This window comes from Lysinibacillus sphaericus (genome assembly GCF_015844675.1).
GTDB classification, from domain to species: domain Bacteria; phylum Bacillota; class Bacilli; order Bacillales_A; family Planococcaceae; genus Lysinibacillus; species Lysinibacillus sphaericus_E.
On the sequence record NZ_LDGC01000037.1, the window covers coordinates 1 to 22,768 of the forward strand.

Here is a 22,768-nt window from a genome sequence, read left to right on the forward strand (position 1 = left end):
AAATAGATTATTCGGTATTAGCCCCGGTTTCCCGGAGTTATCCCAAACTATAAGGTAGGTTGCCCACGTGTTACTCACCCGTCCGCCGCTAACGTCAAAGGAGCAAGCTCCTTATCTGTTCGCTCGACTTGCATGTATTAGGCACGCCGCCAGCGTTCGTCCTGAGCCAGGATCAAACTCTCCATAAAAGAAATTTGATTAGCTCAAATTGTTTTGCTGGCATCATGTTTGATGTCCAAAATTTTGTTTCGTTCACTAACTCAAGGTTAGTTACTAAAAACTTTATTGATTACGTTTTGCTTGTTCAGTTTTCAAGGTTCATTTTTAAAATTTACTGTGTCACCTCTTGGCGACTTATACATAATAACATCGATTATTCATGAAAGTCAACACTATATCATAAGTTTTTTTAAAGACTTTATTTTTCCGTATCATTTATGCCTCGGTATAATCGCGTCCAGAGGCATTAACTCCTGTAGCTGACGCTTTGCTTTCGCTACGAAAACATTTACTGAAAGAAGTTAAAAATTTAGAAACGAGGTTGTTATGATGGTTCGTAAAACGTTGATTTCACTGATTTTCATCGTAATATTGTTTATTTTTATTAAGCCGATAAATTCTACTATGATTTCTGTTTTCAACATCGCCGATGCTCCAGCAGTTGTAACAAAAGGACATTATGGCACATCACTTGTTGTCGAAATTTCTTTCTCTGATGAAGCCCTGCTGGACTGGCTTAAAACTGTAAAAGAACCTTATCCGCTTCTTTTATTAGACGTTGAGTGGATTAAACGTTCCCCTGAGCACATAAAAGTCATTCTAGAACGCAAGCTACCTACAGGATTATTAGGACCTGAGGATTCCTTAGATAAGCCAGTTGATCTTGCTGCCGTTCAAAAAGATATTAATATTTACGAAAAGCATTTACAAGAAACCCCACTTTGGTTTGCAACACGAAACCACCAGTACTCGCAGGATTTACAAAATAACTTATTTCAACAGCAGATGAATATACTTTCCCCCTCCCTAATCTGGACAGGTGATAAGACACCTAAATTACAAAAGGGAGATTTTGTTTTTCTATCTCTACACCAAAATAATAAAGTCTCGATTAAAGAGCTCAATACACTTCTACAACAAAATAAATTTATGTCGATTGAGGAAAATATATTCGGCTATAAAGTTCAAACTAAAAAATCACCATAAAATGATACTTTAATCAGTAGAGTTTTCTTCATCCCCACTAGTCTTCCCCAACGGACAGTTGATCTACCTTTACTTTCGAAAATTACTGCACGTTAAGGCGAGATAAATAAGAAGTTGCCTCTACGAATTATAGAGGCAACTTCTTTTTTATGATTATGCATTTTTAGCTTGTTCACGACGTGCTTTACGGCGTGCTTCTAATTTTTGACGATCTTCATCGGATTTTGCATTATATTTTGGTAATACTAATAATTGATAAGCATTTACAGCGAGTAATGGGAATAGTAATAGTGCAACATACTCGTTAATATTTTCATCGCGACCCATTAATGCAATTGTCCATTCTAGTGTAGTAATAACAATCATAAAAAATAATGCGGAAATGAAAACATGTTTTTTTCCTGTTAATTTTACTTTTTGAATAGCCGTTGCTATAGCACTGAATATCAACGTAATTAACAAACCACTATAGAATACCCAACTTTGACCTTCTTTTACATCTGGTATAAAGCGGAAGAATATAATATCAAAAATAGTAATAGCAATTAATAATAGCTGTACCCAATTCCATAATGTAAGTGTTCTAAAAATATTAACCCCTACTTGATGGAGCGTTAAATAAGCAAAAAAACCTGCCTGTGCAATAACACTCATTGTAAATCCTAAGAAAACCATCCATAAAAGCCCGGCCAAAAATTCTCCCCATTGACCGTTTGCAACATATGGTTGGAAGAAGTCCCAGCGAAAAAATAAACTGCAAATTCCGTTGACTGCGCCACCAACAAGCATTGCAAAGAAGAAAAACTTAGCCCAATTTCGTATCGTCACAACTAAAAGTCCCCCAATTTCTTATGTATATCTGTACTTATTTTAACAATGCATTGTTAAAAAAGCTATTTCTCATCTTAACCAATACATAAAGTCATCATAAATGTGAACAATAATTGAAAGAGTCTATCTATAAGAAAGGACTGATTATTCATGCGAAAATTCTTCTTACTACTAATTCTAATGCTGTTTCTTTCTGCCTGTTCACAAGAGAAAGCCTCTACCATGTCCTATGAAGAAATAAAAAAAATAATGATCGACTCTTTACAAACCGAGGATGGTAAAAAGGCACTGCGTAAGCTTTTAGAGGACCAAAGTTTCCGTGAATTATTGGTTTTGGAACATGATGAAGTGAAGAAGGCTACTGAGGCTACCTTGCTTTCCAAAGAAGCAGAAGACTTTTGGAAGAAAACTTTCGAAGATCCAAAATTTAAAGAAACCGTAGCTAAAAGTATGCAGAAGCAACAACAGGATATTATGAAGGAATTAATAAAAGACCCCACTTTCCAAAAAGATATGGAGGCTTTCTTTGGCCAGCCAGATATGCAAAAGCAGTTAGAAACCATTCTAAAATCCTCCAATATGAGAAAAGAAGTGGAAACTGTCGTCAAGGAAACGATTGAAAGTCCACTTATGCAAGCAAAATGGCAGGAGCTTATTAGGAAGAGCGGTGGCGAGACAGGTAAGGCTGGCGCAGGCGGTAAAAAAGAAGCTGGCGGCGGTGAAAAAGGTAGTGAACAAAAAGGCCCTCAGTAACCTTATATTTAAAAACGGATTTCCTCCATTGTTTGAGGAAATCCGTTTTCATTATTTATTTAATTTATTTATGATGTTCGTCGCGATCTCTAAATAGATTTGTCCTGTTGTGTGTTTTTCAGCATAAACAGAAGGTGCAAAATCTTCTTCTGACCAGTCAGGTTGACCAAGAGGAATTTGGCCAAGTAGCTCTGTACGTAGCTCTTCTGCTAACTTTGGTCCTCCGCCTTGACCGAATACGAATTCACGGTCACCTGATTTCGATTCATACCATGCCATGTTTTCTATAACACCTAAAATTTCATGGTCTGTTTGTAAAGCCATTGCACCTGCACGAGCTGCAACGAACGCTGCCGTTGGATGTGGTGTTGTTACGACAATTTCTTTTGATGAAGGAAGCATTTGGTGAATATCTAATGCAACGTCACCTGTACCTGGTGGTAAATCCAATAGTAGATAGTCTAGCTCGCCCCATTCTACATCACGGAAGAACTGATCTAACACTTTACCTAACATTGGTCCACGCCATACTATAGGTGCGTTATTTTCAACAAAGAAGCCCATTGAAATCATTTTCACACCTAAACGATCAACAGGGAAAATTCGATTGTCTACCACTTTAGGCATATCTGTCACGCCCATCATATCAGGTACACTAAAACCATAAATATCAGCATCAATTAAACCAACCTTCTTACCTAGACGAGCTAATGCAACAGCTAAGTTAACTGATACTGTAGATTTCCCTACTCCGCCTTTACCAGAGGCAATTGAAATAACTTGTACTGTGCTAAGCGGAGATAAAATATCTTGTGCTTCAGCTTCAGTTGCTACACCACGGAAGCTCTGTAGTTTTTCTGCTGACAGCTCTTCGAAACGAATTCCAACTGTATTTGCACCCGCTTCTTTCAAAACTTCAACAATTTTCATTTGTAGCTGTAATTGTTCAGGTGTATTTGTTTTAGCAATCGCAATTTTTACACTCACATGATTCTTCTCTTCTTTTATTGTTACGTTTGTAATACCGTCTGTTTCAGCGAATGATTTATGTAAAAATGGATCTTGTAGTTGTCCTAGTATTTCTCGTACTTGTTGTTCATTTATCACGACGAACACTCCCCTTATATTATCTCAATGTTAGTATATCATAATGATTTGATTTCCGTTGTGTTGTTGCTCTATTCAATTTTTGCTAATAAATACTCTTCTATACCTTCAACAATGGCATCTCCCATTTTTTCTTGGTATTTCTTATCTATTAATAGTGCACGTTCCTCATCATTACTTATAAATCCTGTTTCTACTAGTGCAGCAGGTACCTCAGCTTTTTTCAGTAAATATATTTGTTTTATAGACATTGCTTCTCGATCCGTATTTTTCAAATTAGTGCGAATGGAATCTTGAATACTCTTTGCTAAAAATTCACTTTCAGCATGTCCTTCTTGATGATAAAACACCTGTGCTCCACGCCATTTTGTTTCAGGAATGGCATTTGCATGAATTGTAATAAAAATATCCGGTTTTTCTTTTTCTACTATGTCTTTTCTTAAAAAGATGTCCTGCTTTTTTCGTTCTCTCAAAGTTCCAAACTTTTCTGAGGACGCATGCTCATCGATTACATCTCCATCTTTTGTTCTTGTCATTACGACTGTTGCGCCTTTTTTCTTTAATTGCTTCTCAACATGCTGAGCAATTGCAAGTGTAATCTCCTTTTCAATTACTTCACCCTTCGAAGCACCTCCATCTTGACCTCCGTGTCCCGCATCAATGACAATTTTTATGCCACCAAGTGGGTCCGGTAAGAAGAAGTTACGGTTCGAAGCATTCGTTTCATATGCCACGACCACTATACTCATTAGCATAATTACTCCTAGTGCAAGCCAGCGCTTCACCCATATCCACCACCCTTTTATATTTAGTGTACGAAGTTAGTGATTGAACTATGCTAGAAAGTAAAAAAACTCTTTAAGTAATTAGAAAGGAACTCTTAGCCTACTTTTTGCGGGTAATTGTTTATCGAGAGAAGTTAAAATTGAGTGTTTGATTAATAGTAGAAGGTACTTTTTGGGTAATGATAAAACGGCATTAATCCATTTGTACTCTAAGGACTAACGCCGTTAATTTCTTATTTAATTGTAAATTCAGGTTTAAACTTACCTGTATAAGGTTCATGCTCAACAAATACTGTTATATCCTTACCATCTTTATCTTTCCCAGTTCTTTGATACGTGAATTTCTTATTGTTTAACTCGGTAATTTCGAGCACAGCCCCATATTTATTGTCGCCAATTGAAACATGGGCTCTTAATTTATTTCCATCGATAACATTAAAGTACCCATAGTCACCGCGACTTTCACCTGTTTCAGGATTGAAAAATTCATATTTATTCGTATTAGCATCATATTTCGCAAGGCTAATGAAATTTCTATTATATTGTGTTACATCATTTTTGTTTACATCTAATACAACGCTTCCTTGCCAAAGCGTATCAGCTAAGATTTTATCTCCATCCACATCCTTAACAACAGTGCCTGTCGAATTATTTAAAGCTTTAGCTGATTCAGTAAATGTTAGCTTTTTATCCTTATAAGGGACATGCTCAACGAAAACCTCTACATCTTTACCATTTGCATCTTTACCCATTTTTTTATACGTAAACATATCATTTTTTATCTTAGTAATCTCTTCAATTGCTTGGTAATTTTTCGTTTCTGAAATCAATATTCTATGCTTTCCATCATTCGTAAAAAAGAAAATTCCTTTATCGTCAAGATTTCCACTTGTATTTGGATCGAAAAATTCATAGCGTCCTGAGTCAGCATCATATTTCGCAAGGCCCATTAAATTAGAATTCTCTGCTGTTACATCTTTATTATTTTTATCGTAAACTTTTGAGGCTTGCCAGTTCGTATTACTAAGAATGGTGGCATTTGCTTGACCTTCTGTCATTTCCAGCTGTCTCTGATCTTCAGTATTCCCTGTTTTTACTTCCTCTGTTTTTTTTACGTCAGTTTTATTCTGACATGCACCAAGAAGTGCCATTGCTGCTAGTGATACTATTAGTAGCTTTTTCATCTATTGACCTCCACTTTCAGAATAAACAACTTAAAAGTAGTATCCGCCATTTCTATATAAATTACACATCATAATTGCTACTAACATTACAGACAATAAAAGTGCCTCAGGACTTCTTGCAATACTTGAATTTCACTAAGAACCCAGGTAGAACATTTTCCAAACAAAAAAAACCCTTTCTCGATAATATTCGAGAAAGGGTTTGGAAACGTTGATATACGTAATATTAACGTTTTGAGAACTGAGGTGCACGACGAGCGCCGCGTAGACCTGGTTTTTTACGTTCTTTCATGCGTGAATCACGAGTAAGTAATCCAGCAGATTTTAATGCAGCACGGAAATCTGGATCTACTTGAAGTAGAGCACGTGCGATACCGTGACGTACTGCACCAGCTTGACCAGTGTATCCACCACCGTTAACGTTTACGTGGATGTCATAGCTTCCTGTAGTTTCAGTAGCTACTAATGGTTGTTTAATAACTTCACGTAATGCAGCGAATGGTACGTATTCTTCGATTTCACGTTTGTTGATAACAATTTTACCTGTACCTGGTACTAAACGTACGCGAGCTACAGAGCTTTTACGGCGACCAGTGCCGATGTATTGAACTTGTGCCAAAGTAATATCCTCCTCTTAATTTATATTATCCGCGAAGCTCGTATGCTTCTGGTTTTTGTGCAGCGTGTGGGTGCTCTGTTCCAGTGTAAACGTTTAGTTTACCGAACATTTTGCGACCTAAAGAGTTTTTAGGAAGCATCCCTTTAATTGCTAATTCGATCATTCTTGTTGGGTACTTGTCTAGCATTTCACCAGCAGTACGAGTTTTTAATCCACCTGCAAATTGAGTATGGTGACGGTAAAGTTTACCCTCTAATTTGTTACCAGTTAAATGGATTTTGTCAGCGTTGATGATGATTACGTGATCACCTGTGTCAACGTTTGGTGTGAATGTTGGTTTATGTTTACCACGTAAGATAGCAGCTACTTCAGAAGCTAAACGTCCAAGAGTTTGGCCTTCTGCATCAACTACTAGCCATTTACGGTCTACTTCGTGACCTTTAGCCATGAATGTTGTACGCATGTATATATCCTCCTAATCGATTCGATTACCGTTATTTTTCATTAGACTACACTATAAGTTTTCGGGGCTTATTTGTGGTGGTAATGAAAATACCATCTGTTATCATATAATGAATGACTTTTAAAGTCAAGCAATTTCAATAAACACCTGGTGAAGTTGTTCAGATTCATTTATTGGTTAAATTAGGGCTTTTACGAGCCTTCATTTTTAAAATATAATGATATTTCGTGTCAAAAATTTTATAACATTATAATGGCTCATCACCAAAACGAGTGGTTGATTTCCGTTCCGACTGGGCGCTTTGTTGCTGACGCTGCGTTGCACTACGCTTTCGCACAGAGCAAAGCTTCCTGGGGGCGTCCGATGAGCCGCTTCGCTGCAGGGTCTCGGGCCAACACGATGTTGGTCACGAAGGCGTTATCACAGGATGTGATGGTTTTAGCCTTCGTTCCTCTATCGCTTATCCCCAAGGAGTCGCCCAGTCGTAACGAAGATCAACTTATCCTCATGATATACGTTCAACAAAATGACAGCCCAACTTTGGATAAGCCATTTTAATAGAATACTTTCTCAAGATACAGACCTTGTGGCGGTGCAGTCTTGCCCGCTTTATCGCGATTCATAGATTGAACGACTAACTCAACATTTTCAATGTCACGACGTCCTATACCAACTTCCCAAAGTGTGCCTGCGATAATACGGACCATATTATATAAGAAGCCATTTCCTTCAATCACCATATGTAGCTCCTCACCGTACCATTCAAATCGTAGCGTAGTTACTGTGCGCACTTTATCTTTGACACTTGTATTAGCTGCACAAAAGCATGAAAAATCATGTGTACCGATAATAGCCTTTGCCGCCTCCTGCATTGCCTGAACATTCGGCTTCACACCATTTGTCTCTACTGTGTAATGTCTGCGGAATGGACTTTGTACAGGCTCACATGACCATATATATCGGTACCGCTTCCCTGTTACACTGTAGCGAGCATGAAAATCAGCAGCTACTTCTTCAATCGACATTACCCGAATATCTCTTGGCAGTTGAACGTTTAATGCCTTCATGTATTTATCTACTGGAATCGTGAGTGGTGAGTCAAAATGCAAAGTTTGACCTGTTGCATGCACTCTGGCATCTGTACGTCCACTAGCTGTTACCTTGATTTTTTCCCCTTTATGCATAATGGCTAGAACACGTTCAAGCTCTACCTGTACTGTACGCTCTCCAGGCTGTACTTGGTAACCAGAAAATTGCGTTCCATCATAACTTATAATTGCTTTTAATCGTCGCATCAAGATTACTCCTTTTAACTTCTATAGAAGAATAGCAATACGGCCATTGCTACTAATAACATAAGTGCAAATGTATCACTCATATCCCACTTTAGCTTGCGATATCTCGTACGCCCTTCGCCTCCACGGTAGCCTCTTACTTCCATAGCTGTTGCTAAATCCTCAGCTCGTTTAAAAGCACTTACAAAGAGAGGTACCAACAATGGCACAACCGCTTTAATCCGATCCTTTATTGGTCCTGAAGATAAATCCGAACCACGTGCCATTTGTGCTTTCATAATTTTATCTGTTTCATCCATTAACGTTGGGATAAAGCGCAATGAAATAGACATCATTAGAGCTAACTCATGTACTGGCACTTTCACCGCTTTTAATGGATTTAGCAGCACTTCAATGCCATCCGTAATGGAAATCGGTGACGTTGTAAGTGTTAAGATAGATGTCATAAACACTAGAACTAGAAAACGTATCGAAATAAATATCCCTTGTCGGATACCTTCTTCATAAATAGTGATAAACTTCCACTCAAATACAACGGCGCCTTCTTTCGTCATAAATATATGAATTAAGAAGGTAAACGCCATTAAAAAGAGTACTGGCTTTAGACCGTTAATTAAAAAATACAACCGAATCCGTGACACTAGCACAATGAGTAAGGTAAACGCTAATAGCAGAGCATATGTCACAGTATTGTTTGCTAAAAAAACAATAATGATGAATGCAAACACAAATATAAGCTTTGACCGTGGATCGAGCTTATGAACTGGGGAATTCCCTGGAAGGAAGCGTCCAAATATCATTTTCTCCATCATGACTGTCCACGCTCCTCTCTTAGGACCCGAGCAATTTCAATTGCTAACTCTTCTTCAGTTAAGCATATCTTCGAGAATGATTTGTTTATCATTTTTTCAATTTTTTGTTGAAATCGTACGATTCGAGGTGGTTCTAAGCGGAAATTTTTTAATGTCTCTACATCTTTAAAAATTTCTTGAGGTGTGCCACTTAGTACATTTTTCCCTTCATGCATAATGACAATACTATCTGCATAACGAGCTGCGTCCTCCATACTATGCGTAACGAGTATCGTTGTTAGGCCACGTTCCTTGTGTAGCTTATAAAACATATCCATAATCTCTTTTTGACCGCGTGGATCAAGCCCTGCAGTCGGTTCATCTAAAACAATCACTTCCGGTTCCATCGCCAAAACGCCAGCAATTGCTACCCTGCGCATTTGTCCACCCGATAAATCAAAAGGTGACTTTTCAAGTACGTCCCCTGGCAAGCCTACTAAGCCTACTAGCTCCTTTGCTCGTGCTTCTGCCTCTTGCTCTGAAACACCAAAGTTCATAGGACCAAACATAATATCCTTTAATACAGTTTCTTCAAATAGCTGATGCTCTGGAAATTGAAACACAATGCCAACCTTTTGACGTACAGCCTTTAAATCCTTGGCCTTTTTCCCAGCTACAACAACACGATCTCCGATATGTACTTCTCCAGATGTTGGTTTTAGAAGTGCATTGAAATGTTGAAGAATTGTCGATTTACCGGAACCCGTATGTCCGATAATTGCCTGGTACGTATGGGAAGGGATTTCAAAATCCACATCAAATAATGCACGTTTTTCAAAAGGTGTACCCTGTGCATAAGCATAGCTTACTTGTTGAAGTTTGATGTCCATAAATCATTCACCAACTCTTCTTCTGTCATATGTTGTCCCATTAATGGAACACCTTCCTTTTGCAATAACTTTGATAACTTCATGGCAAATGGTAAGTCTAATCCAAACTCAACTAGCTTGTCCCCAAGTGTGAAAATTTCAGCAGGTGTACCCTCAGCAAATTTCTTTCCGTCATTCATAAAGAGAACACGATCTGCAAGCGTAGCTTCTTCTAAATCATGCGTAATAGATAGTACTGTTAGCCCTGTTTCAGCACGTAAAGTTTGAACTGTTTGTAGTACCTCAACACGGCCTTGTGGATCTAGCATAGAAGTAGCTTCATCAAGAATAAGGAGCTTAGGTTTCAACGCGAGTGCGCCTGCAATGGCAACACGCTGCTTTTGCCCACCCGATAAATGATGTGGCTCATGATCTAAAAAGTTGTTCATTTTTACTTGGTCGAGTGCTGCATGGACACGTTCTACCATCTCTTCAAACGGTACTCCGTTATTTTCAAGAGCAAAAGCAACATCATCCTGCACCGTCGCTCCAACAAACTGATTGTCTGGATTTTGAAAAACCATGCCCATTTGTGAACGGCTTTCCCACAGGTTTTCTTCACTCAATGGTTGTCGTAAAATACGGACATCCCCTTGCTGTGGATAAAGCAAACCATTCATAAGCTTTGCAATAGTGGATTTACCGGAACCGTTATGGCCAACAATGGCAATCCATTCCCCTTCCTGTACCGCAAAACTTACATTTTCGACAGCATTACGACTTTCTTTTTCTTCTGGTGTATATGAAAATGTCACATTATTTAATGATAAAATTTCTGGCATTTCTAGAACTCCTCTCTACATGCTCAGCTCTACTAACTAACTTACACTTTTTTATGTATGAATTCTACTACAATCAGTATGTCGATAAAAGAAAAGTGCTAAAATCACTTTCCATTCTTTTGTCTGTCCCATTAAGCGTACCTAATAATTTAAAGATTATCTTTTAAGAATACATCATATATTGGAACGAGCCACCTTAATCATCCCGGTGACTACCCTTATAAAATCAGCCTATAAAAAAAAGCACCACTAATTTGGCGCTAACTCTTACTTCCCTAAAAAATAAAAAAGCGCGCACCTCATTCAATAGAAATGCGCTAGTCGTTACATTTTCAAGAAACACGGGTGCTCAAGCCCATGTTCCCTCTGAATGAGGTGCGGAGAGCTAAACGAGACGCCACACAACAGTGTCCGCTCATCATAACGCTCAGCTTAATTATTTGTCGTATAAATCGTTTTATAAAGAAAGAGGGTGGTGATTCCACCCTCTTCACCACTTGTTTTCTCTTATGATTAAACTAATTCAATCACAACAACAGGTGCACCGTCACCACGACGAGGACCTACTTTAAGAATACGAGTGTAACCACCTTGACGTTCTGCATAACGTGGTGCAACATCATCAAATAACTTTTGCAGTGCAAATGAAGTTGTTTCGTTACCTTCAGCATCAGTAGTTGTTACTAGTTCACGACGGATGAATGCAGCAGCTTGACGGCGTGCGTGTAAATCTCCGCGTTTACCTAAAGTAATCATTTTTTCAACAGCTTTACGTACTTCTTTAGCGCGAGCCTCAGTAGTTTCGATACGCTCGTTGATGATTAAATCAGTAGCTAAGTCACGTAACATCGCTTTACGTTGAGAACTTGTACGACCAAGTTTTCTGTAACCCATGGATGTTTCCCTCCTTTATAAAAAATTATCTGATCTTGTAAGTTTTGTTTAAATCGCTTAGTCTTCTTTGCGTAACCCTAAACCAAGCTCTTCTAACTTCGCTTTTACTTCTTCAAGTGACTTACGTCCAAGGTTACGAACTTTCATCATGTCGTCTTCTGACTTATTCGCAAGTTCTAGTACTGTATTAATACCAGCGCGTTTTAAGCAGTTATAAGAACGAACAGAAAGATCAAGTTCTTCGATAGTCATCTCTAAAACTTTTTCTTTTTGATCTTCTTCTTTTTCGACCATGATTTCAGCAGTTTGTGCCTCATCTGTCATGCCAACGAAGATGTTTAGATGCTCGGTTAAAATTTTTGCTCCGAGCGAAATCGCCTCTTTCGGACCGATGCTACCATCTGTCCACACATCAAGAGAAAGTTTATCGTAGTCAGAAGACTGACCTACACGAGTATTTTCCACTTGGAAATTGACGCGTGATACTGGAGTGTAAATAGAGTCGATCGGGATCACGCCGATAGGAAGATCCTCACGTTTGTTTTGATCAGCAGGAGTGTAACCACGGCCGCGTTGAGCGTACATACGCATACGTAAATGACCGTTTTTAGCGATTGTTGCAATATATAGATCCGGGTTTAAAATTTCTACATCACTGTCATGTGTAATGTCAGCAGCTGTAACTGTACCATCGCCTTTTACATCAATCTCAATAACTTTTTCTTCGTCAGAGTAGATTTTAAGAGCTAGTTTTTTCACGTTCAAAATAATTGAAGCTACATCCTCTACAACGCCTTCTACAGTTGAGAATTCGTGAAGAACACCGTCAATTTGAATTGAAGTGACAGCAGCTCCTGGTAATGAAGACAGAAGGATACGACGTAAAGAATTACCCAAAGTGTTTCCATATCCGCGTTCAAGCGGTTCTACAACAAACTTTCCATATTTGGAATCTTCGCTGATCTCCACCGTTTCAATCTTTGGTTTTTCAATTTCGATCATTTTATTTACCCTCCTTCAAAACATCGAATGTATAGGTTCTTTCCATCATAGATTCGATCGTCATTGACGTATCGTTTATTATCTGCACAAGACAGTCTGTACAAAAAATGATGTTCTCATACAATATGAGACGCACCCATTACACGCGACGACGTTTTGGCGGACGGCAACCATTATGAGGAACTGGAGTAACGTCTTTAATAGCAGTTACATCTAAACCAGCCGCTTGAAGTGCACGAATTGCAGCTTCACGACCTGCACCAGGACCTTTAACAGTTACTTCCAACGTTTTCAGACCATGTTCAAGGGATGCTTTAGCAGCAGTTTCTGCAGCCATTTGAGCAGCGAATGGTGTAGATTTACGTGAACCACGGAAACCAAGAGCACCAGCACTTGACCAAGATACAGCGTTACCTTGCATATCTGTAATCGTTACGATTGTATTGTTAAATGTAGAACGAATGTGTGCGATACCAGATTCGATATTCTTTTTCACACGACGTTTACGAGTTTGTTGTTTACGAGCCATGTTAAGAAGGAACCTCCTTTACTTATTATTTTTTCTTGTTCGCTACAGTTTTACGAGGACCTTTACGCGTACGCGCATTGTTCTTCGTATTTTGACCACGAACAGGTAAACCACGACGGTGACGGATACCACGGAATGAACCGATTTCCATCAGACGTTTGATATTTAATGAAGTTTCGCGACGTAAGTCACCTTCAAGTTTGTAAGAGTCTAATTGTTCACGGATTTTGTTTAACTCATCTTCAGTTAAGTCGCGTACGCGTGTATCTTCTGAAATACCTGCGTCAGCTAATACTTTCTGAGCTGTAGTTTTACCAATACCGTAAATGTAAGTTAATGAAATTACCACGCGTTTGTCGCGAGGAATATCAACACCAGCAATACGTGCCATGTACGTTGTGCACCTCCTTTAGAATTAACCTTGTTTTTGTTTGTGTTTAGGATTTTCACAGATTACCATTACTTTACCGCGTCGGCGAATTACTTTACATTTTTCGCAGATCGGTTTCACAGATGGTCTCACTTTCATCTAACCTAACCTCCTTAGTAGTCCGGAGCGCAAAAGATTATTTAAAACGGTATGTGATACGACCGCGAGTTAAATCATAAGGAGATAACTCGATAGTAACCTTATCTCCAGGTAGAATGCGGATAAAGTGCATACGAATCTTACCAGATACGTGTGCTAGAATCACATGTCCATTTTCTAATTCTACCTTAAACATCGCGTTTGGCAAAGTCTCAACAACTGTCCCTTCGACTTCAATTACATCATCTTTCGCCATCTACTCTGTCTCCTCTCTATATGCAAATTAAAGTTCTCATCGTTACATCAAACGGATATCTGCTGCAACTATAGAAGCAACCTCGTTTCAACATATGTTTGGATTGTATGAGAGATGTTTGAAAGACGCTCGTCTGGTTTCGCTTCACACAATCCACGGAATATACAGAACCATTTAGGGCACTGAACCTTCCATGTTTACACGAATACCGGAATGTCTTTGATGAGATATTCATACCCGTTACACAGATGCTTCCACGAAACCCATTATACTCTTTCAAAAGTCATGTTGCACTTTTTAAAAGAAATATATACCGGGCACAATATGCTTTTGCAACTCTCAAAAAAAATTATGTTTCGTTGTTGCTCCCGCATGCCTCCCGCGGAAGCAGTATTCTGCGCCCGGAGCCGGGTATCAGCTGCGGCTGCCCTGTAAAAGAGCATCAAGATCAGCAAACACTTTATTAATATCTTGCTGTCCATCTATATTTGTTAACACACCTTTTACTTCATAGTAGTTCAGTAATGGTTGTGCTTGTTTCATATTTACTTCCAGACGGTTTGCAACCGTTTCAGGATTATCATCCGCACGTGTGTAAAGCTCGCCACCATCTTTATCACATTTCCCTTCCTCAGCTGGAGGATTGAAAATTAAATGATAAGATGTTCCACAAGTTTTACAAATACGACGACCTGATAGACGAGCAACTAACTCATCTTTTTCAACTTGGATGTTAATTGTATGTTCAATAGCTTTACCAAGATCAGCAAGAATGCTGTCTAAAGCTTCAGCTTGAGGAACAGTACGTGGGAATCCATCTAATAAGAAGCCCTTTTCACAATCATGTTTAGCAAGTCGCTCGCGAACAATACCAATCGTTACTTCATCAGGTACTAGAGCACCTTGATCAATAAACGATTTAGCTTGCAAGCCTAGTTCTGTACCATCTTTCATAGCAGCACGGAACATATCGCCTGTAGAAATATGAGGAATCGCGTACTTCTCAACGATTTTATCTGCCTGAGTACCTTTACCAGCACCTGGCAGACCCATTAAAACGATATTCATACGGAAATATTCCTCCCACAAAAGGTTTGCTGATTTCAGGAAACGATGACACGTTCCCTAAAAACCAACATTATTTCATAAAGCCTTTGTAGTGACGTTTAACAAGTTGAGATTCTAGCTGTTTCATCGTTTCGAGCGCAACGCCGACTACGATAATTATACTAGTACCACCGATCTGCACTGTGGCAGGTAGATTCATAAAGTTTATGATTATAATCGGCATTACTGATATAACAGTTAAGAAAATCGCACCAACAAATGTTAGACGATATAACACGCTTGTTAAATACGTTTGAGTACTTTCACCAGGACGAATACCTGGAATGTAAGCACCTTGCTTTTTCAAGTTATCTGCCACATTTTCTGGATTCACTTGTATGAATGCATAGAAATATGTGAAGGCGATGATTAAGATAACGTAAACAATCATTCCAACAGGTTTTGTATAATCAAACGTGTTAGAAATAAATGTTGCTACGCCACCTTCACCCAAGAACGGAACTAACGTACGAGGTGTCATCAAAAACGCTGATGCAAAAATTACCGGAATAACCCCTGCAGCATTTACTTTTAATGGTAAATGTGTTTGTTGAGAACCTGTTTGTTGATTGCGTCCAGTAACTCGTTTTGCATATTGAATTGGAATTTTACGTAGTGCTTGTTGCACATAGATAACTCCAACAACAACTGCAAGCAAAACTAAAACAAGTAAACCAAGAATCACTAGATTGATAAATAACTTATCACCAGCACCCTCGATTTGCTGTGCATAGATTTGGTTAATACCAGTCGGTAATGCCGCAACGATACCTGCGAAAATTACAACTGAAATACCATTACCAACACCATGCGCAGTAATTTGATCAGCAAGCCATACTAGGAATGCTGTACCCGCTGTTAATACAATAGCAATAATAACATATGTTAAAATTCCCTCATCTTTAATCAAAGATCCACCATACATTCTATTAAAACCAAATGACATTGCGAATGATTGGATAAAGGCAAGAACAATTGTAAAGTAACGAGTAAATTGTGCAAGTTTACGTCTTCCGACTTCACCTTGCTTTGCCCACTCAGCAAATTTCGGTACTACGTCCATTTGCAATAACTGAACAATGATTGAAGCAGTGATGTAAGGCATAATCCCCATCGCGAAGATTGAGAAGTTCTTTAAGGCACCACCGCCAAAAGTATTCAGGAAACCAACGAGATTAAACTCATCAGTTGCCTTTAATACATTTGCGTCAACGTTTGGTACTGGTACGAACGTACCAATACGGAAAACGATTAACATTAAAAGAGTAAAAATGATTTTATTTCGTATATCTCGAACACGCATAAAGTTAGAGATCGTCTGAAACATTAAATCACCTCAGTAGTTCCGCCGGCATTTTCAATTGCTTCTTTAGCCGAAGCTGAGAATTTATGAGCTTTTACTGTAAGCTTTTTGTTAAGAGTTCCGTTTCCAAGAACTTTAATTCCAGCTTTTTCATTGCTCACTAAACCTGATTCAAGTAATAATGCAGTTGTTACTTCTGCACCATCTTCAAAACGGTTTAATGTGTCAAGATTAACGATCGCGTACTCTTTACGGTTAATGTTAGTAAAGCCGCGTTTCGGTAAACGACGGAATAAAGGGTTTTGACCACCTTCGAATCCTGGGCGTACACCGCCGCCAGAACGAGAGTTTTGACCTTTATGACCTCTACCTGCAGTTTTACCGTTACCAGAACCGATACCGCGACCTACGCGGTTACGTACTTTACGGGAACCTTCTGCTGGTTTTAACTCATGAAGTTTCATATTGGATGGCACCTCCTTGTTCGTTAATTAAAAATTAGTTTTCTTTTACAGTAACTAAGTGAGCTACTACATCAATCATACCGCGAGTAGCTGCATTATCAGCTTTCTCAACAGTTTGGTTTAATTTACGTAAACCTAATGCTTCAATAGTTTTGCGTTGTGCTGGTTTTGAACCAATCACAGATTTTGTAAGGGTGATTTCTAATTTGTTAGCCATTATCTTTCCCCCCTTATCCTAATATTTCTTCCACTGATTTACCACGTAATTTAGCTACGTCCTCTACGCGTTTTAATTCAGTTAAACCTTGAATAGTTGCACGCACCATATTGATTGGTGTGTTAGTTCCAAGAGATTTTGAAAGAATATCAGTAATACCAGCAAGTTCTAGTACGGCACGTACTGGACCACCAGCGATAACCCCTGTACCAGGAGCAGCAGGTTTAATTAGGATTTCTCCTGCACCAAAGCGACCTTGCACTAAGTGTGGAGTTGTTCCACCTACGCGTGGCACTTCGATTAAGTTTTTCTTCGCATCTTCAACAGCTTTACGGATAGCATCTGGCACCTCTTGAGCTTTACCAGTACCGAATCCAACGTGACCGTTTTTATCGCCAACAACAACTAATGCTGTGAAGCGGAAGCGACGTCCACCTTTAACAACTTTAGCAACACGGTTAATAGTAACTACGCGTTCTTCAAGTTCTCCAAGTTTGTTTGCGTCAATTCGACTCATGAAATGTGTCCCTCCTTTTTATTAAAATTCTAAACCGTTCTCACGTGCAGCTTCAGCTAAAGCTTTTACACGTCCATGATATAAGTAACCACCACGGTCAAATACTACAGCAGTAATATTTTTTTCCGTAGCGCGTTTTGCGATTGTTTCACCGACTTTAGTTGCAGCATCAACATTGCTACCAGCAGCTTCAAAACCATTTTCTTGAGAAGATGCGCTAACAATTGTTACGCCTGCTACGTCATCGATAAGTTGAGCGTAGATGTTCTTATTTGAACGGAATACGTTTAAGCGTGGACGCTCAGCAGTACCCGAAATTTTAGAACGTACGCGCGCATGACGTTTTTTACGAACCTGATTTTTATCTTGTTTCGTAATCACAAGGGTCACTCCTTTCTAATGCTTAGGCAGCATTATTTACCTGTTTTACCTTCTTTACGACGAACATATTCGCCTTCATAACGGATACCTTTACCTTTATAAGGCTCTGGTGGACGCACGTCACGGATGTTAGATGCAAGAGCACCAACGCGTTCTTTGCTAATACCTTTAACGATGATCTTAGTGTTAGAAGGAACTTCAACCTCTAAACCATCTTCCGGTGTGAACTCAACTGGATGTGAATAACCTACGTTAAGAACAAGTTTTTTACCTTGTAATTGCGCACGGTAACCGACACCGATTAGTTCTAATGATTTTTCGAAACCTGCAGAAACACCAGTAATCATGTTCGCTAAAAGCGCACGTGTTGTACCGTGGTTTGTGCGGTGTTCTTTTGAGTCAGAAGGACGAGATACAGTAATCACGTTACCTTCTTGCTCAATTTTCATATCTTGGTGGAAAGAACGAACAAGTTCGCCTTTAGGACCTTTAACGGTAACTGTGTTGTCAGCTGCAACAGTAACAGTTACGTTAGCTGGTACCTCGATAATTTTTTTACCTACACGAGACATTTAGTTGCACCTCCATTCATTTATTGCTAATTACCAAACGTATGCTAGAACTTCGCCGCCAACTTGTTTAGCGCGAGCTTCTTTATCTGTTAATAAACCTTGTGAAGTTGACACTAAAGCGATACCAAGACCGTTCAGTACTTTAGGCACTTCATTTGTTTTAGCATATACTCGTAGACCAGGTTTAGAAATACGTTTTAAGCCAGTGATAACGCGTTCGTTATCTTTACCGTATTTTAAGAAGATACGGATAATACCTTGCTTGTTGTCTTCCACGTATTCTACGTCACGTACGAAACCTTCACGCTTTAAAATTTCAGCGATTTCTTTTTTCACGTTGGAAGCTGGTACTTCTAACTTCTCGTGACGAACCATGTTCGCATTACGAATGCGAGTAAGCATATCTGCAATCGGATCAGTCATTGTCATTACATTTACCTCCTTCCCAAATTAGGGGATTACCAGCTGGCTTTTTTCACGCCAGGAATTTGTCCCTTATATGCAAGTTCTCGGAAACAAATACGGCAAAGTTTAAATTTACGATATACAGAGTGTGGACGGCCACAGCGTTCACAACGTGTATATTCTTGCACTTTAAACTTTTGCTTACGTTGTTGTTTAACGATCATAGATTTTTTAGCCACGTTTTCGCCCTCCTTGTTTAATTACTTTTGGAACGGCATACCGAATTGTGTCAATAACTCGCGAGCTTCTTCATCAGAATTCGCTGTCGTTACGATCACGATGTCCATACCGCGTACTTTTGAAACTTTATCGTAATCGATTTCTGGGAAAATTAATTGCTCTTTAACACCTAAAGTGTAGTTACCGCGACCGTCGAATGCTTTTTTAGAAACACCACGGAAGTCACGTACACGAGGTAGTGAAATTGAGATTAATTTGTCCAAGAATTCATACATACGCTCACCGCGTAATGTAACTTTAGCACCGATAGGCATACCTTCACGTAGACGGAAACCTGCGATCGATTTTTTCGCTTTAGTTACAACTGGTTTTTGACCAGTGATAATTGTTAATTCTTCTACAGCTGCATCTAATGCTTTTGAGTTTTGAACTGCATCACCAACACCCATGTTGATAACGATTTTGTCAACTTTCGGCAATTGCATAACTGATTTATATCCAAACTTGCTCATAAGAGCAGTTGAAACTTCATTTAAATATTTTTCTTTTAGGCGGCTCATTTGTGTACCTCCCTTCTTTTATAGAAATTAGTCGATTACTGCACCTGATTTTTTTGCAACACGAACTTTTTTACCGTTTTCGATTTTATAACCTACACGAGTCGGCTCGCCAGATTTAGGATCGATTAGCATTACGTTCGAAACGTGAATTGCAGCCTCTTGGCTTACAATTCCACCTTGTGGATTCAATTGGTTAGGTTTTACGTGTTTTTTCACGATGTTCACACCTTCAACAAGAACGCGATCTTGTTTAGGGTAAGAAGCAAGAACTACGCCTTCTTTGCCTTTGTCCTTACCAGTGATAACCTTAACCTTGTCACCTTTTTTTACATGCATGCTGTCGCACCTCCTTGATTGGCACTATCATGAAATTAAAGAACTTCTGGAGCTAGAGAAACGATTTTCATGAAGTTGCTGTCACGTAATTCACGTGCAACAGGTCCGAAAATACGAGTTCCGCGTGGTGATTTATCATCACGAATAATTACACAAGCATTTTCATCAAATTTGATGTACGTACCATCTTTACGACGTACGCCTGATTTAGTACGAACGATAACAGCTTTAACAACGTCACCCTTCTTAACAACGCCACCTGGTGTTGCTTTCTTAACTGTACAAACAACGATATCACCGATGTTAGCAGTTTTACGGCCAGAGCCACCAAGCACTTTAATTGTAAGAACTTCACGTGCACCTGAGTTGTCAGCAACTTTCATACGACTTTCTTGTTGGATCACTTAGGTTACCTCCCTTCGGAAATTGGTTGTTCCGAAATAGTTATTAAATAATAACCGCTTTTTCTACAACTTCAACTAGACGGAAACGTTTAGTAGCTGATAGCGGGCGAGTTTCCATGATACGTACGATATCACCGATTTTCGCTGTGTTTAACTCATCATGAGCCTTAAACTTTTTAGAGTATTTTACACGTTTACCATAAAGCTTGTGCTTTTTGTGAGTTTCAACTAAAACAGAAATAGTTTTGTCCATTTTATCTGAAACAACGCGGCCCGTGTAAACTTTGCGTTGATTACGCTCAGTCATACTTGAAAACCTCCTTTATCAGTTATTTGCACTGATTTCTCTTTCACGAATAACAGTTTTCATACGCGCGATTGCTTTACGCACTTCACGGATACGAGCTGTGTTTTCTAATTGACCAGTCGCCAATTGGAAGCGAAGGTTGAAAAGCTCTTCTTTCAGTGATTTCACTTTCAATTCTAATTCAGAAGTGGCAAGGTCACGGATTTCATTAGCTTTCATTAGATTCACCACCAGTTTCTTGACGTTTTACGATCTTACATTTAACAGGAAGCTTATGTGATGCTAAACGAAGTGCTTCACGTGCGATCTCTTCAGATACACCAGCGATTTCGAACATTACTTTTCCTGGTTTTACTACTGCAACCCAACCTTCAGGAGAACCTTTACCAGAACCCATGCGGACTTCTAGAGGTTTTTTAGTGTAAGGTTTGTGTGGGAAGATTTTAATCCAAACTTTACCGCCACGTTTCATGTAACGAGTCATCGCGATACGTGCAGATTCGATTTGACGGTTAGTAATCCAGCTAGCTGTTTGAGCTTGTAAGCCCCATTCGCCGAAAGATACTTCTTTACCGCCTTTCGCTTCGCCACGCATGTTTCCGCGGTGTTCACGACGGTATTTTACGCGTTTAGGCAATAACATATTATTTGCCTCCTTCCACAGATTTCTTCGTAGGAAGAACTTCACCACGGTAGATCCATACTTTAACGCCTAATTTACCGTAAGTAGTGTCAGCTTCTGCGTGTGCATAGTCGATGTCAGCACGTAGAGTATGAAGTGGAACAGTTCCTTCACTATAGTGTTCAGCACGCGCGATATCAGCGCCACCTAAACGACCAGATACTTGTGTTTTAATTCCTTTTGCACCAGCACGGATTGTGCGTTGGATCGCTTGCTTTTGCGCACGACGGAATGATACACGGTTTTCTAATTGACGAGCGATGTTTTCAGCTACTAGACGAGCGTCAAGATCAGCACGTTTGATTTCGATAATGTTGATGTGTACACGTTTACCAGTTAAATCGCTAAGGTATTTACGAAGATTCTCAACTTCAGAACCACCTTTACCGATTACCATACCTGGTTTCGCAGTGTGAATTGTAATGTTTACACGGTTTGCAGCGCGTTCGATTTCTACTTTAGAAACAGAAGCGTCTTTAAGAGCCGTTTCAATATATTTACGCACTTTGATGTCTTCGTGAAGTAGAGTTGCATAGTCTTTTTCAGCGTACCATTTTGACTCCCAGTCACGAATAATACCAACGCGCAGTCCTATTGGATGTACTTTTTGACCCACGGATTAACCCTCCTTCTTCTCAGATACCACTAGAGTAATGTGGCTTGTGCGTTTGTTAATTGCGCTTGCACGTCCTTGTGCACGTGGACGGAAACGTTTTAATGTTGGACCTTCATCAACGAATACTTCAGAAACTACTAAAGAGTTGATGTCAAGATCGTAGTTATGCTCAGCGTTAGCAACTGCAGATTTTAATACTTTTTCAACGACTGGAGACGCCGCTTTTGGAGTATGACGTAAAATTGCAACTGCCTCACCAACTTGCTTGCCTCGGATTAAGTCTACAACTAGACGGACTTTACGAGGAGCAATGCGAACAGTACGAGCGATAGCTTTAGCTTGTGTCATTAGGATTTACCTCCTCTCAAAATTAGCGTCTTGTTTTCTTGTCGTCTGCACCGTGACCTTTGTAAGCACGTGTTGGTGCGAATTCACCAAGTTTGTGGCCTACCATATCTTCAGTAACGTATACAGGAACGTGTTTACGTCCATCATAAACAGCAATCGTTAAACCGATAAAAGTCGGGAAAATTGTAGAACGGCGAGACCAAGTTTTGATAACTTGTTTTTTCTCAGAAGCCTCTTGCGCTTCCACTTTTTTCATTAAGTGGTCATCAACAAAAGGTCCTTTTTTCAAGCTGCGACCCATGTAGGAACCTCCCTTCGTGATTCCACCACGGCTCTCACATAGAACCGTAGTTT

Annotated in this window: 36 protein-coding genes, 1 rRNA gene and 1 pseudogene; 2 read left to right on the forward strand and 36 right to left on the reverse strand. The window is 39.4% G+C overall.

Annotated features, from left to right (window positions below):
* Nucleotides 1-188 (reverse strand): 16S ribosomal RNA (locus ABE34_RS10960); the annotation flags it as partial.
* Between the two features lie 358 nt (nt 189-546).
* Here ABE34_RS10960 and ABE34_RS10965 point away from each other — a divergent pair.
* Nucleotides 547-1,206: a hypothetical protein gene (locus ABE34_RS10965; RefSeq protein WP_241747039.1), complete on the forward strand. Its 660-nt coding sequence runs from the start codon at nt 547-549 to the stop codon at nt 1,204-1,206.
* 153 nt (nt 1,207-1,359) lie between these two features.
* Here ABE34_RS10965 and ABE34_RS10970 read toward each other — a convergent pair whose 3' ends face one another.
* Nucleotides 1,360-2,034 carry a KinB-signaling pathway activation protein gene (locus ABE34_RS10970; protein ID WP_197142496.1) on the reverse strand — a complete coding sequence of 225 codons (675 nt, stop codon included), beginning with the start codon at nt 2,032-2,034 and terminating at the stop codon, nt 1,360-1,362.
* A gap of 153 nt (nt 2,035-2,187) precedes the next feature.
* Here ABE34_RS10970 and gerD point away from each other — a divergent pair, with 153 nt between their 5' ends.
* The gene (gene gerD / locus ABE34_RS10975; RefSeq protein WP_197142497.1) at nt 2,188-2,790 is read left to right on the forward strand and encodes a spore germination lipoprotein GerD; all 603 of its coding nucleotides are present in this window, start codon (nt 2,188-2,190) and stop codon (nt 2,788-2,790) included.
* A 51-nt stretch (nt 2,791-2,841) separates the two neighbouring features.
* Here gerD and ABE34_RS10980 read toward each other — a convergent pair whose 3' ends face one another.
* From ABE34_RS10980 to rpsS, 34 genes and pseudogenes are all read right to left on the reverse strand, one after another.
* A complete protein-coding gene (locus ABE34_RS10980) occupies nt 2,842-3,897 on the reverse strand; it encodes a P-loop NTPase (protein ID WP_197142499.1) in 1,056 nt (351 codons plus the stop codon).
* 71 nt (nt 3,898-3,968) lie between these two features.
* Nucleotides 3,969-4,682 (reverse strand): N-acetylmuramoyl-L-alanine amidase, encoded by a 714-nt coding sequence (locus tag ABE34_RS10985; RefSeq protein WP_197142500.1) that lies wholly within the window; start codon nt 4,680-4,682, stop codon nt 3,969-3,971.
* 233 nt (nt 4,683-4,915) lie between these two features.
* Nucleotides 4,916-5,866, reverse strand: coding sequence for a DUF4822 domain-containing protein (locus tag ABE34_RS10990; RefSeq protein ID WP_197142501.1), 951 nt, complete (start codon nt 5,864-5,866; stop codon nt 4,916-4,918).
* A 226-nt stretch (nt 5,867-6,092) separates the two neighbouring features.
* Nucleotides 6,093-6,485: a 30S ribosomal protein S9 gene (rpsI, locus tag ABE34_RS10995; protein WP_004233744.1), complete on the reverse strand. Its 393-nt coding sequence runs from the start codon at nt 6,483-6,485 to the stop codon at nt 6,093-6,095.
* 25 nt (nt 6,486-6,510) lie between these two features.
* Nucleotides 6,511-6,948: a 50S ribosomal protein L13 gene (gene rplM / locus ABE34_RS11000; protein WP_053596074.1), complete on the reverse strand. Its 438-nt coding sequence runs from the start codon at nt 6,946-6,948 to the stop codon at nt 6,511-6,513.
* Nucleotides 6,949-7,502: 554 nt separating this feature from the next.
* Nucleotides 7,503-8,243 (reverse strand): tRNA pseudouridine(38-40) synthase TruA, encoded by a 741-nt coding sequence (truA, locus tag ABE34_RS11005; RefSeq protein WP_197142502.1) that lies wholly within the window; start codon nt 8,241-8,243, stop codon nt 7,503-7,505.
* A gap of 14 nt (nt 8,244-8,257) precedes the next feature.
* Nucleotides 8,258-9,055 (reverse strand): energy-coupling factor transporter transmembrane component T family protein, encoded by a 798-nt coding sequence (locus tag ABE34_RS11010; RefSeq protein ID WP_197142503.1) that lies wholly within the window; start codon nt 9,053-9,055, stop codon nt 8,258-8,260.
* On the reverse strand, nt 9,052-9,924 hold the full coding sequence (locus ABE34_RS11015; protein WP_197142504.1) for an energy-coupling factor ABC transporter ATP-binding protein: 873 nt from the start codon (nt 9,922-9,924) through the stop codon (nt 9,052-9,054). Before ABE34_RS11015 ends, ABE34_RS11010 begins: the two co-directional genes overlap by 4 nt.
* Nucleotides 9,900-10,745, reverse strand: coding sequence for an energy-coupling factor ABC transporter ATP-binding protein (locus ABE34_RS11020; RefSeq protein ID WP_197142505.1), 846 nt, complete (start codon nt 10,743-10,745; stop codon nt 9,900-9,902). Before ABE34_RS11020 ends, ABE34_RS11015 begins: the two co-directional genes overlap by 25 nt.
* A gap of 513 nt (nt 10,746-11,258) precedes the next feature.
* A complete protein-coding gene (rplQ, locus tag ABE34_RS11025; protein ID WP_012296051.1) occupies nt 11,259-11,639 on the reverse strand; it encodes a 50S ribosomal protein L17 in 381 nt (126 codons plus the stop codon).
* A gap of 57 nt (nt 11,640-11,696) precedes the next feature.
* Nucleotides 11,697-12,641: a DNA-directed RNA polymerase subunit alpha gene (locus tag ABE34_RS11030; protein WP_004233733.1), complete on the reverse strand. Its 945-nt coding sequence runs from the start codon at nt 12,639-12,641 to the stop codon at nt 11,697-11,699.
* Nucleotides 12,642-12,780: 139 nt separating this feature from the next.
* A complete protein-coding gene (gene rpsK / locus ABE34_RS11035; RefSeq protein ID WP_053482801.1) occupies nt 12,781-13,170 on the reverse strand; it encodes a 30S ribosomal protein S11 in 390 nt (129 codons plus the stop codon).
* A gap of 25 nt (nt 13,171-13,195) precedes the next feature.
* Entirely contained in the window at nt 13,196-13,561 is a 366-nt protein-coding gene (rpsM, locus tag ABE34_RS11040; RefSeq protein WP_049662875.1) for a 30S ribosomal protein S13, read from the reverse strand.
* Nucleotides 13,562-13,585: 24 nt separating this feature from the next.
* Entirely contained in the window at nt 13,586-13,699 is a 114-nt protein-coding gene (rpmJ, locus tag ABE34_RS11045; RefSeq protein WP_000868344.1) for a 50S ribosomal protein L36, read from the reverse strand.
* A 37-nt stretch (nt 13,700-13,736) separates the two neighbouring features.
* A complete protein-coding gene (gene infA / locus ABE34_RS11050) occupies nt 13,737-13,955 on the reverse strand; it encodes a translation initiation factor IF-1 (RefSeq protein WP_004233690.1) in 219 nt (72 codons plus the stop codon).
* Between the two features lie 86 nt (nt 13,956-14,041).
* Nucleotides 14,042-14,119, reverse strand: a pseudogene (locus tag ABE34_RS11055) (type I methionyl aminopeptidase); the annotation flags it as partial.
* A 250-nt stretch (nt 14,120-14,369) separates the two neighbouring features.
* Nucleotides 14,370-15,023, reverse strand: coding sequence for an adenylate kinase (locus ABE34_RS11060; protein ID WP_079562358.1), 654 nt, complete (start codon nt 15,021-15,023; stop codon nt 14,370-14,372).
* A gap of 70 nt (nt 15,024-15,093) precedes the next feature.
* Nucleotides 15,094-16,389 (reverse strand): preprotein translocase subunit SecY, encoded by a 1,296-nt coding sequence (gene secY / locus ABE34_RS11065; RefSeq protein WP_197142507.1) that lies wholly within the window; start codon nt 16,387-16,389, stop codon nt 15,094-15,096.
* The gene (rplO, locus tag ABE34_RS11070; protein ID WP_079562360.1) at nt 16,389-16,829 is read right to left on the reverse strand and encodes a 50S ribosomal protein L15; all 441 of its coding nucleotides are present in this window, start codon (nt 16,827-16,829) and stop codon (nt 16,389-16,391) included. The genes secY and rplO overlap by 1 nt, the downstream gene beginning before the upstream one ends.
* 34 nt (nt 16,830-16,863) lie before the next feature.
* Complete coding sequence (rpmD, locus tag ABE34_RS11075) at nt 16,864-17,046, reverse strand: 50S ribosomal protein L30 (protein WP_049662869.1); 183 nt, start codon at nt 17,044-17,046, stop codon at nt 16,864-16,866.
* A gap of 13 nt (nt 17,047-17,059) precedes the next feature.
* Nucleotides 17,060-17,563, reverse strand: coding sequence for a 30S ribosomal protein S5 (gene rpsE / locus ABE34_RS11080; RefSeq protein ID WP_053482806.1), 504 nt, complete (start codon nt 17,561-17,563; stop codon nt 17,060-17,062).
* A 21-nt stretch (nt 17,564-17,584) separates the two neighbouring features.
* The gene (gene rplR, locus ABE34_RS11085; protein ID WP_075807301.1) at nt 17,585-17,944 is read right to left on the reverse strand and encodes a 50S ribosomal protein L18; all 360 of its coding nucleotides are present in this window, start codon (nt 17,942-17,944) and stop codon (nt 17,585-17,587) included.
* 32 nt (nt 17,945-17,976) lie between these two features.
* Complete coding sequence (gene rplF, locus ABE34_RS11090; protein WP_197142509.1) at nt 17,977-18,516, reverse strand: 50S ribosomal protein L6; 540 nt, start codon at nt 18,514-18,516, stop codon at nt 17,977-17,979.
* A gap of 30 nt (nt 18,517-18,546) precedes the next feature.
* Nucleotides 18,547-18,945: a 30S ribosomal protein S8 gene (gene rpsH / locus ABE34_RS11095; protein WP_008181717.1), complete on the reverse strand. Its 399-nt coding sequence runs from the start codon at nt 18,943-18,945 to the stop codon at nt 18,547-18,549.
* A gap of 29 nt (nt 18,946-18,974) precedes the next feature.
* On the reverse strand, nt 18,975-19,160 hold the full coding sequence (locus ABE34_RS11100) for a type Z 30S ribosomal protein S14 (RefSeq protein ID WP_004233656.1): 186 nt from the start codon (nt 19,158-19,160) through the stop codon (nt 18,975-18,977).
* Between the two features lie 21 nt (nt 19,161-19,181).
* Nucleotides 19,182-19,721, reverse strand: a complete 540-nt coding sequence (rplE, locus tag ABE34_RS11105) for a 50S ribosomal protein L5 (RefSeq protein WP_079562362.1) — start codon at nt 19,719-19,721, stop codon at nt 19,182-19,184.
* A 27-nt stretch (nt 19,722-19,748) separates the two neighbouring features.
* The gene (gene rplX, locus ABE34_RS11110; RefSeq protein ID WP_197142511.1) at nt 19,749-20,057 is read right to left on the reverse strand and encodes a 50S ribosomal protein L24; all 309 of its coding nucleotides are present in this window, start codon (nt 20,055-20,057) and stop codon (nt 19,749-19,751) included.
* A gap of 35 nt (nt 20,058-20,092) precedes the next feature.
* Entirely contained in the window at nt 20,093-20,461 is a 369-nt protein-coding gene (gene rplN / locus ABE34_RS11115) for a 50S ribosomal protein L14 (protein WP_004233650.1), read from the reverse strand.
* 43 nt (nt 20,462-20,504) lie between these two features.
* Nucleotides 20,505-20,768, reverse strand: a complete 264-nt coding sequence (gene rpsQ, locus ABE34_RS11120) for a 30S ribosomal protein S17 (RefSeq protein ID WP_053482810.1) — start codon at nt 20,766-20,768, stop codon at nt 20,505-20,507.
* Between the two features lie 18 nt (nt 20,769-20,786).
* Nucleotides 20,787-20,987 (reverse strand): 50S ribosomal protein L29, encoded by a 201-nt coding sequence (rpmC, locus tag ABE34_RS11125; protein ID WP_049662852.1) that lies wholly within the window; start codon nt 20,985-20,987, stop codon nt 20,787-20,789.
* A complete protein-coding gene (gene rplP / locus ABE34_RS11130) occupies nt 20,977-21,411 on the reverse strand; it encodes a 50S ribosomal protein L16 (RefSeq protein ID WP_010860599.1) in 435 nt (144 codons plus the stop codon). Before rplP ends, rpmC begins: the two co-directional genes overlap by 11 nt.
* A 1-nt stretch (nt 21,412) precedes the next feature.
* A complete protein-coding gene (rpsC, locus tag ABE34_RS11135) occupies nt 21,413-22,066 on the reverse strand; it encodes a 30S ribosomal protein S3 (RefSeq protein WP_049662850.1) in 654 nt (217 codons plus the stop codon).
* A gap of 3 nt (nt 22,067-22,069) precedes the next feature.
* Nucleotides 22,070-22,414, reverse strand: coding sequence for a 50S ribosomal protein L22 (gene rplV / locus ABE34_RS11140; RefSeq protein ID WP_004233639.1), 345 nt, complete (start codon nt 22,412-22,414; stop codon nt 22,070-22,072).
* Between the two features lie 22 nt (nt 22,415-22,436).
* Entirely contained in the window at nt 22,437-22,715 is a 279-nt protein-coding gene (gene rpsS / locus ABE34_RS11145; RefSeq protein WP_049662848.1) for a 30S ribosomal protein S19, read from the reverse strand.
* Nucleotides 22,716-22,768: the final 53 nt, after the last annotated feature.

Coding starts and splice junctions, on each gene's coding strand:
- ABE34_RS10965 (WP_241747039.1), top strand. CDS start 547: ATGATGGTTCGTAAAACGTTGATTTCACTGATTTTCATCGTAATATTG.
- gerD (WP_197142497.1), top strand. CDS start 2,188: ATGCGAAAATTCTTCTTACTACTAATTCTAATGCTGTTTCTTTCTGCC.
- ABE34_RS10990 (WP_197142501.1), bottom strand. CDS start 5,866: ATGAAAAAGCTACTAATAGTATCACTAGCAGCAATGGCACTTCTTGGT.
- rplM (WP_053596074.1), bottom strand. CDS start 6,948: ATGCGTACAACATTCATGGCTAAAGGTCACGAAGTAGACCGTAAATGG.
- truA (WP_197142502.1), bottom strand. CDS start 8,243: ATGCGACGATTAAAAGCAATTATAAGTTATGATGGAACGCAATTTTCT.
- ABE34_RS11010 (WP_197142503.1), bottom strand. CDS start 9,055: ATGATGGAGAAAATGATATTTGGACGCTTCCTTCCAGGGAATTCCCCA.
- ABE34_RS11015 (WP_197142504.1), bottom strand. CDS start 9,924: ATGGACATCAAACTTCAACAAGTAAGCTATGCTTATGCACAGGGTACA.
- ABE34_RS11020 (WP_197142505.1), bottom strand. CDS start 10,745: ATGCCAGAAATTTTATCATTAAATAATGTGACATTTTCATATACACCA.
- rplQ (WP_012296051.1), bottom strand. CDS start 11,639: ATGGGTTACAGAAAACTTGGTCGTACAAGTTCTCAACGTAAAGCGATG.
- ABE34_RS11030 (WP_004233733.1), bottom strand. CDS start 12,641: ATGATCGAAATTGAAAAACCAAAGATTGAAACGGTGGAGATCAGCGAA.
- rpsK (WP_053482801.1), bottom strand. CDS start 13,170: ATGGCTCGTAAACAACAAACTCGTAAACGTCGTGTGAAAAAGAATATC.
- rpsM (WP_049662875.1), bottom strand. CDS start 13,561: ATGGCACGTATTGCTGGTGTTGATATTCCTCGCGACAAACGCGTGGTA.
- rpmJ (WP_000868344.1), bottom strand. CDS start 13,699: ATGAAAGTGAGACCATCTGTGAAACCGATCTGCGAAAAATGTAAAGTA.
- infA (WP_004233690.1), bottom strand. CDS start 13,955: ATGGCGAAAGATGATGTAATTGAAGTCGAAGGGACAGTTGTTGAGACT.
- ABE34_RS11060 (WP_079562358.1), bottom strand. CDS start 15,023: ATGAATATCGTTTTAATGGGTCTGCCAGGTGCTGGTAAAGGTACTCAG.
- secY (WP_197142507.1), bottom strand. CDS start 16,389: ATGTTTCAGACGATCTCTAACTTTATGCGTGTTCGAGATATACGAAAT.
- rplO (WP_079562360.1), bottom strand. CDS start 16,829: ATGAAACTTCATGAGTTAAAACCAGCAGAAGGTTCCCGTAAAGTACGT.
- rpmD (WP_049662869.1), bottom strand. CDS start 17,046: ATGGCTAACAAATTAGAAATCACCCTTACAAAATCTGTGATTGGTTCA.
- rpsE (WP_053482806.1), bottom strand. CDS start 17,563: ATGAGTCGAATTGACGCAAACAAACTTGGAGAACTTGAAGAACGCGTA.
- rplF (WP_197142509.1), bottom strand. CDS start 18,516: ATGTCTCGTGTAGGTAAAAAAATTATCGAGGTACCAGCTAACGTAACT.
- rpsH (WP_008181717.1), bottom strand. CDS start 18,945: ATGACAATGACTGATCCGATTGCAGATATGCTTACTCGCATTCGTAAT.
- rplE (WP_079562362.1), bottom strand. CDS start 19,721: ATGAGCCGCCTAAAAGAAAAATATTTAAATGAAGTTTCAACTGCTCTT.
- rplX (WP_197142511.1), bottom strand. CDS start 20,057: ATGCATGTAAAAAAAGGTGACAAGGTTAAGGTTATCACTGGTAAGGAC.
- rpsQ (WP_053482810.1), bottom strand. CDS start 20,768: ATGACTGAGCGTAATCAACGCAAAGTTTACACGGGCCGCGTTGTTTCA.
- rpmC (WP_049662852.1), bottom strand. CDS start 20,987: ATGAAAGCTAATGAAATCCGTGACCTTGCCACTTCTGAATTAGAATTG.
- rplP (WP_010860599.1), bottom strand. CDS start 21,411: ATGTTATTGCCTAAACGCGTAAAATACCGTCGTGAACACCGCGGAAAC.
- rplV (WP_004233639.1), bottom strand. CDS start 22,414: ATGACACAAGCTAAAGCTATCGCTCGTACTGTTCGCATTGCTCCTCGT.
- rpsS (WP_049662848.1), bottom strand. CDS start 22,715: ATGGGTCGCAGCTTGAAAAAAGGACCTTTTGTTGATGACCACTTAATG.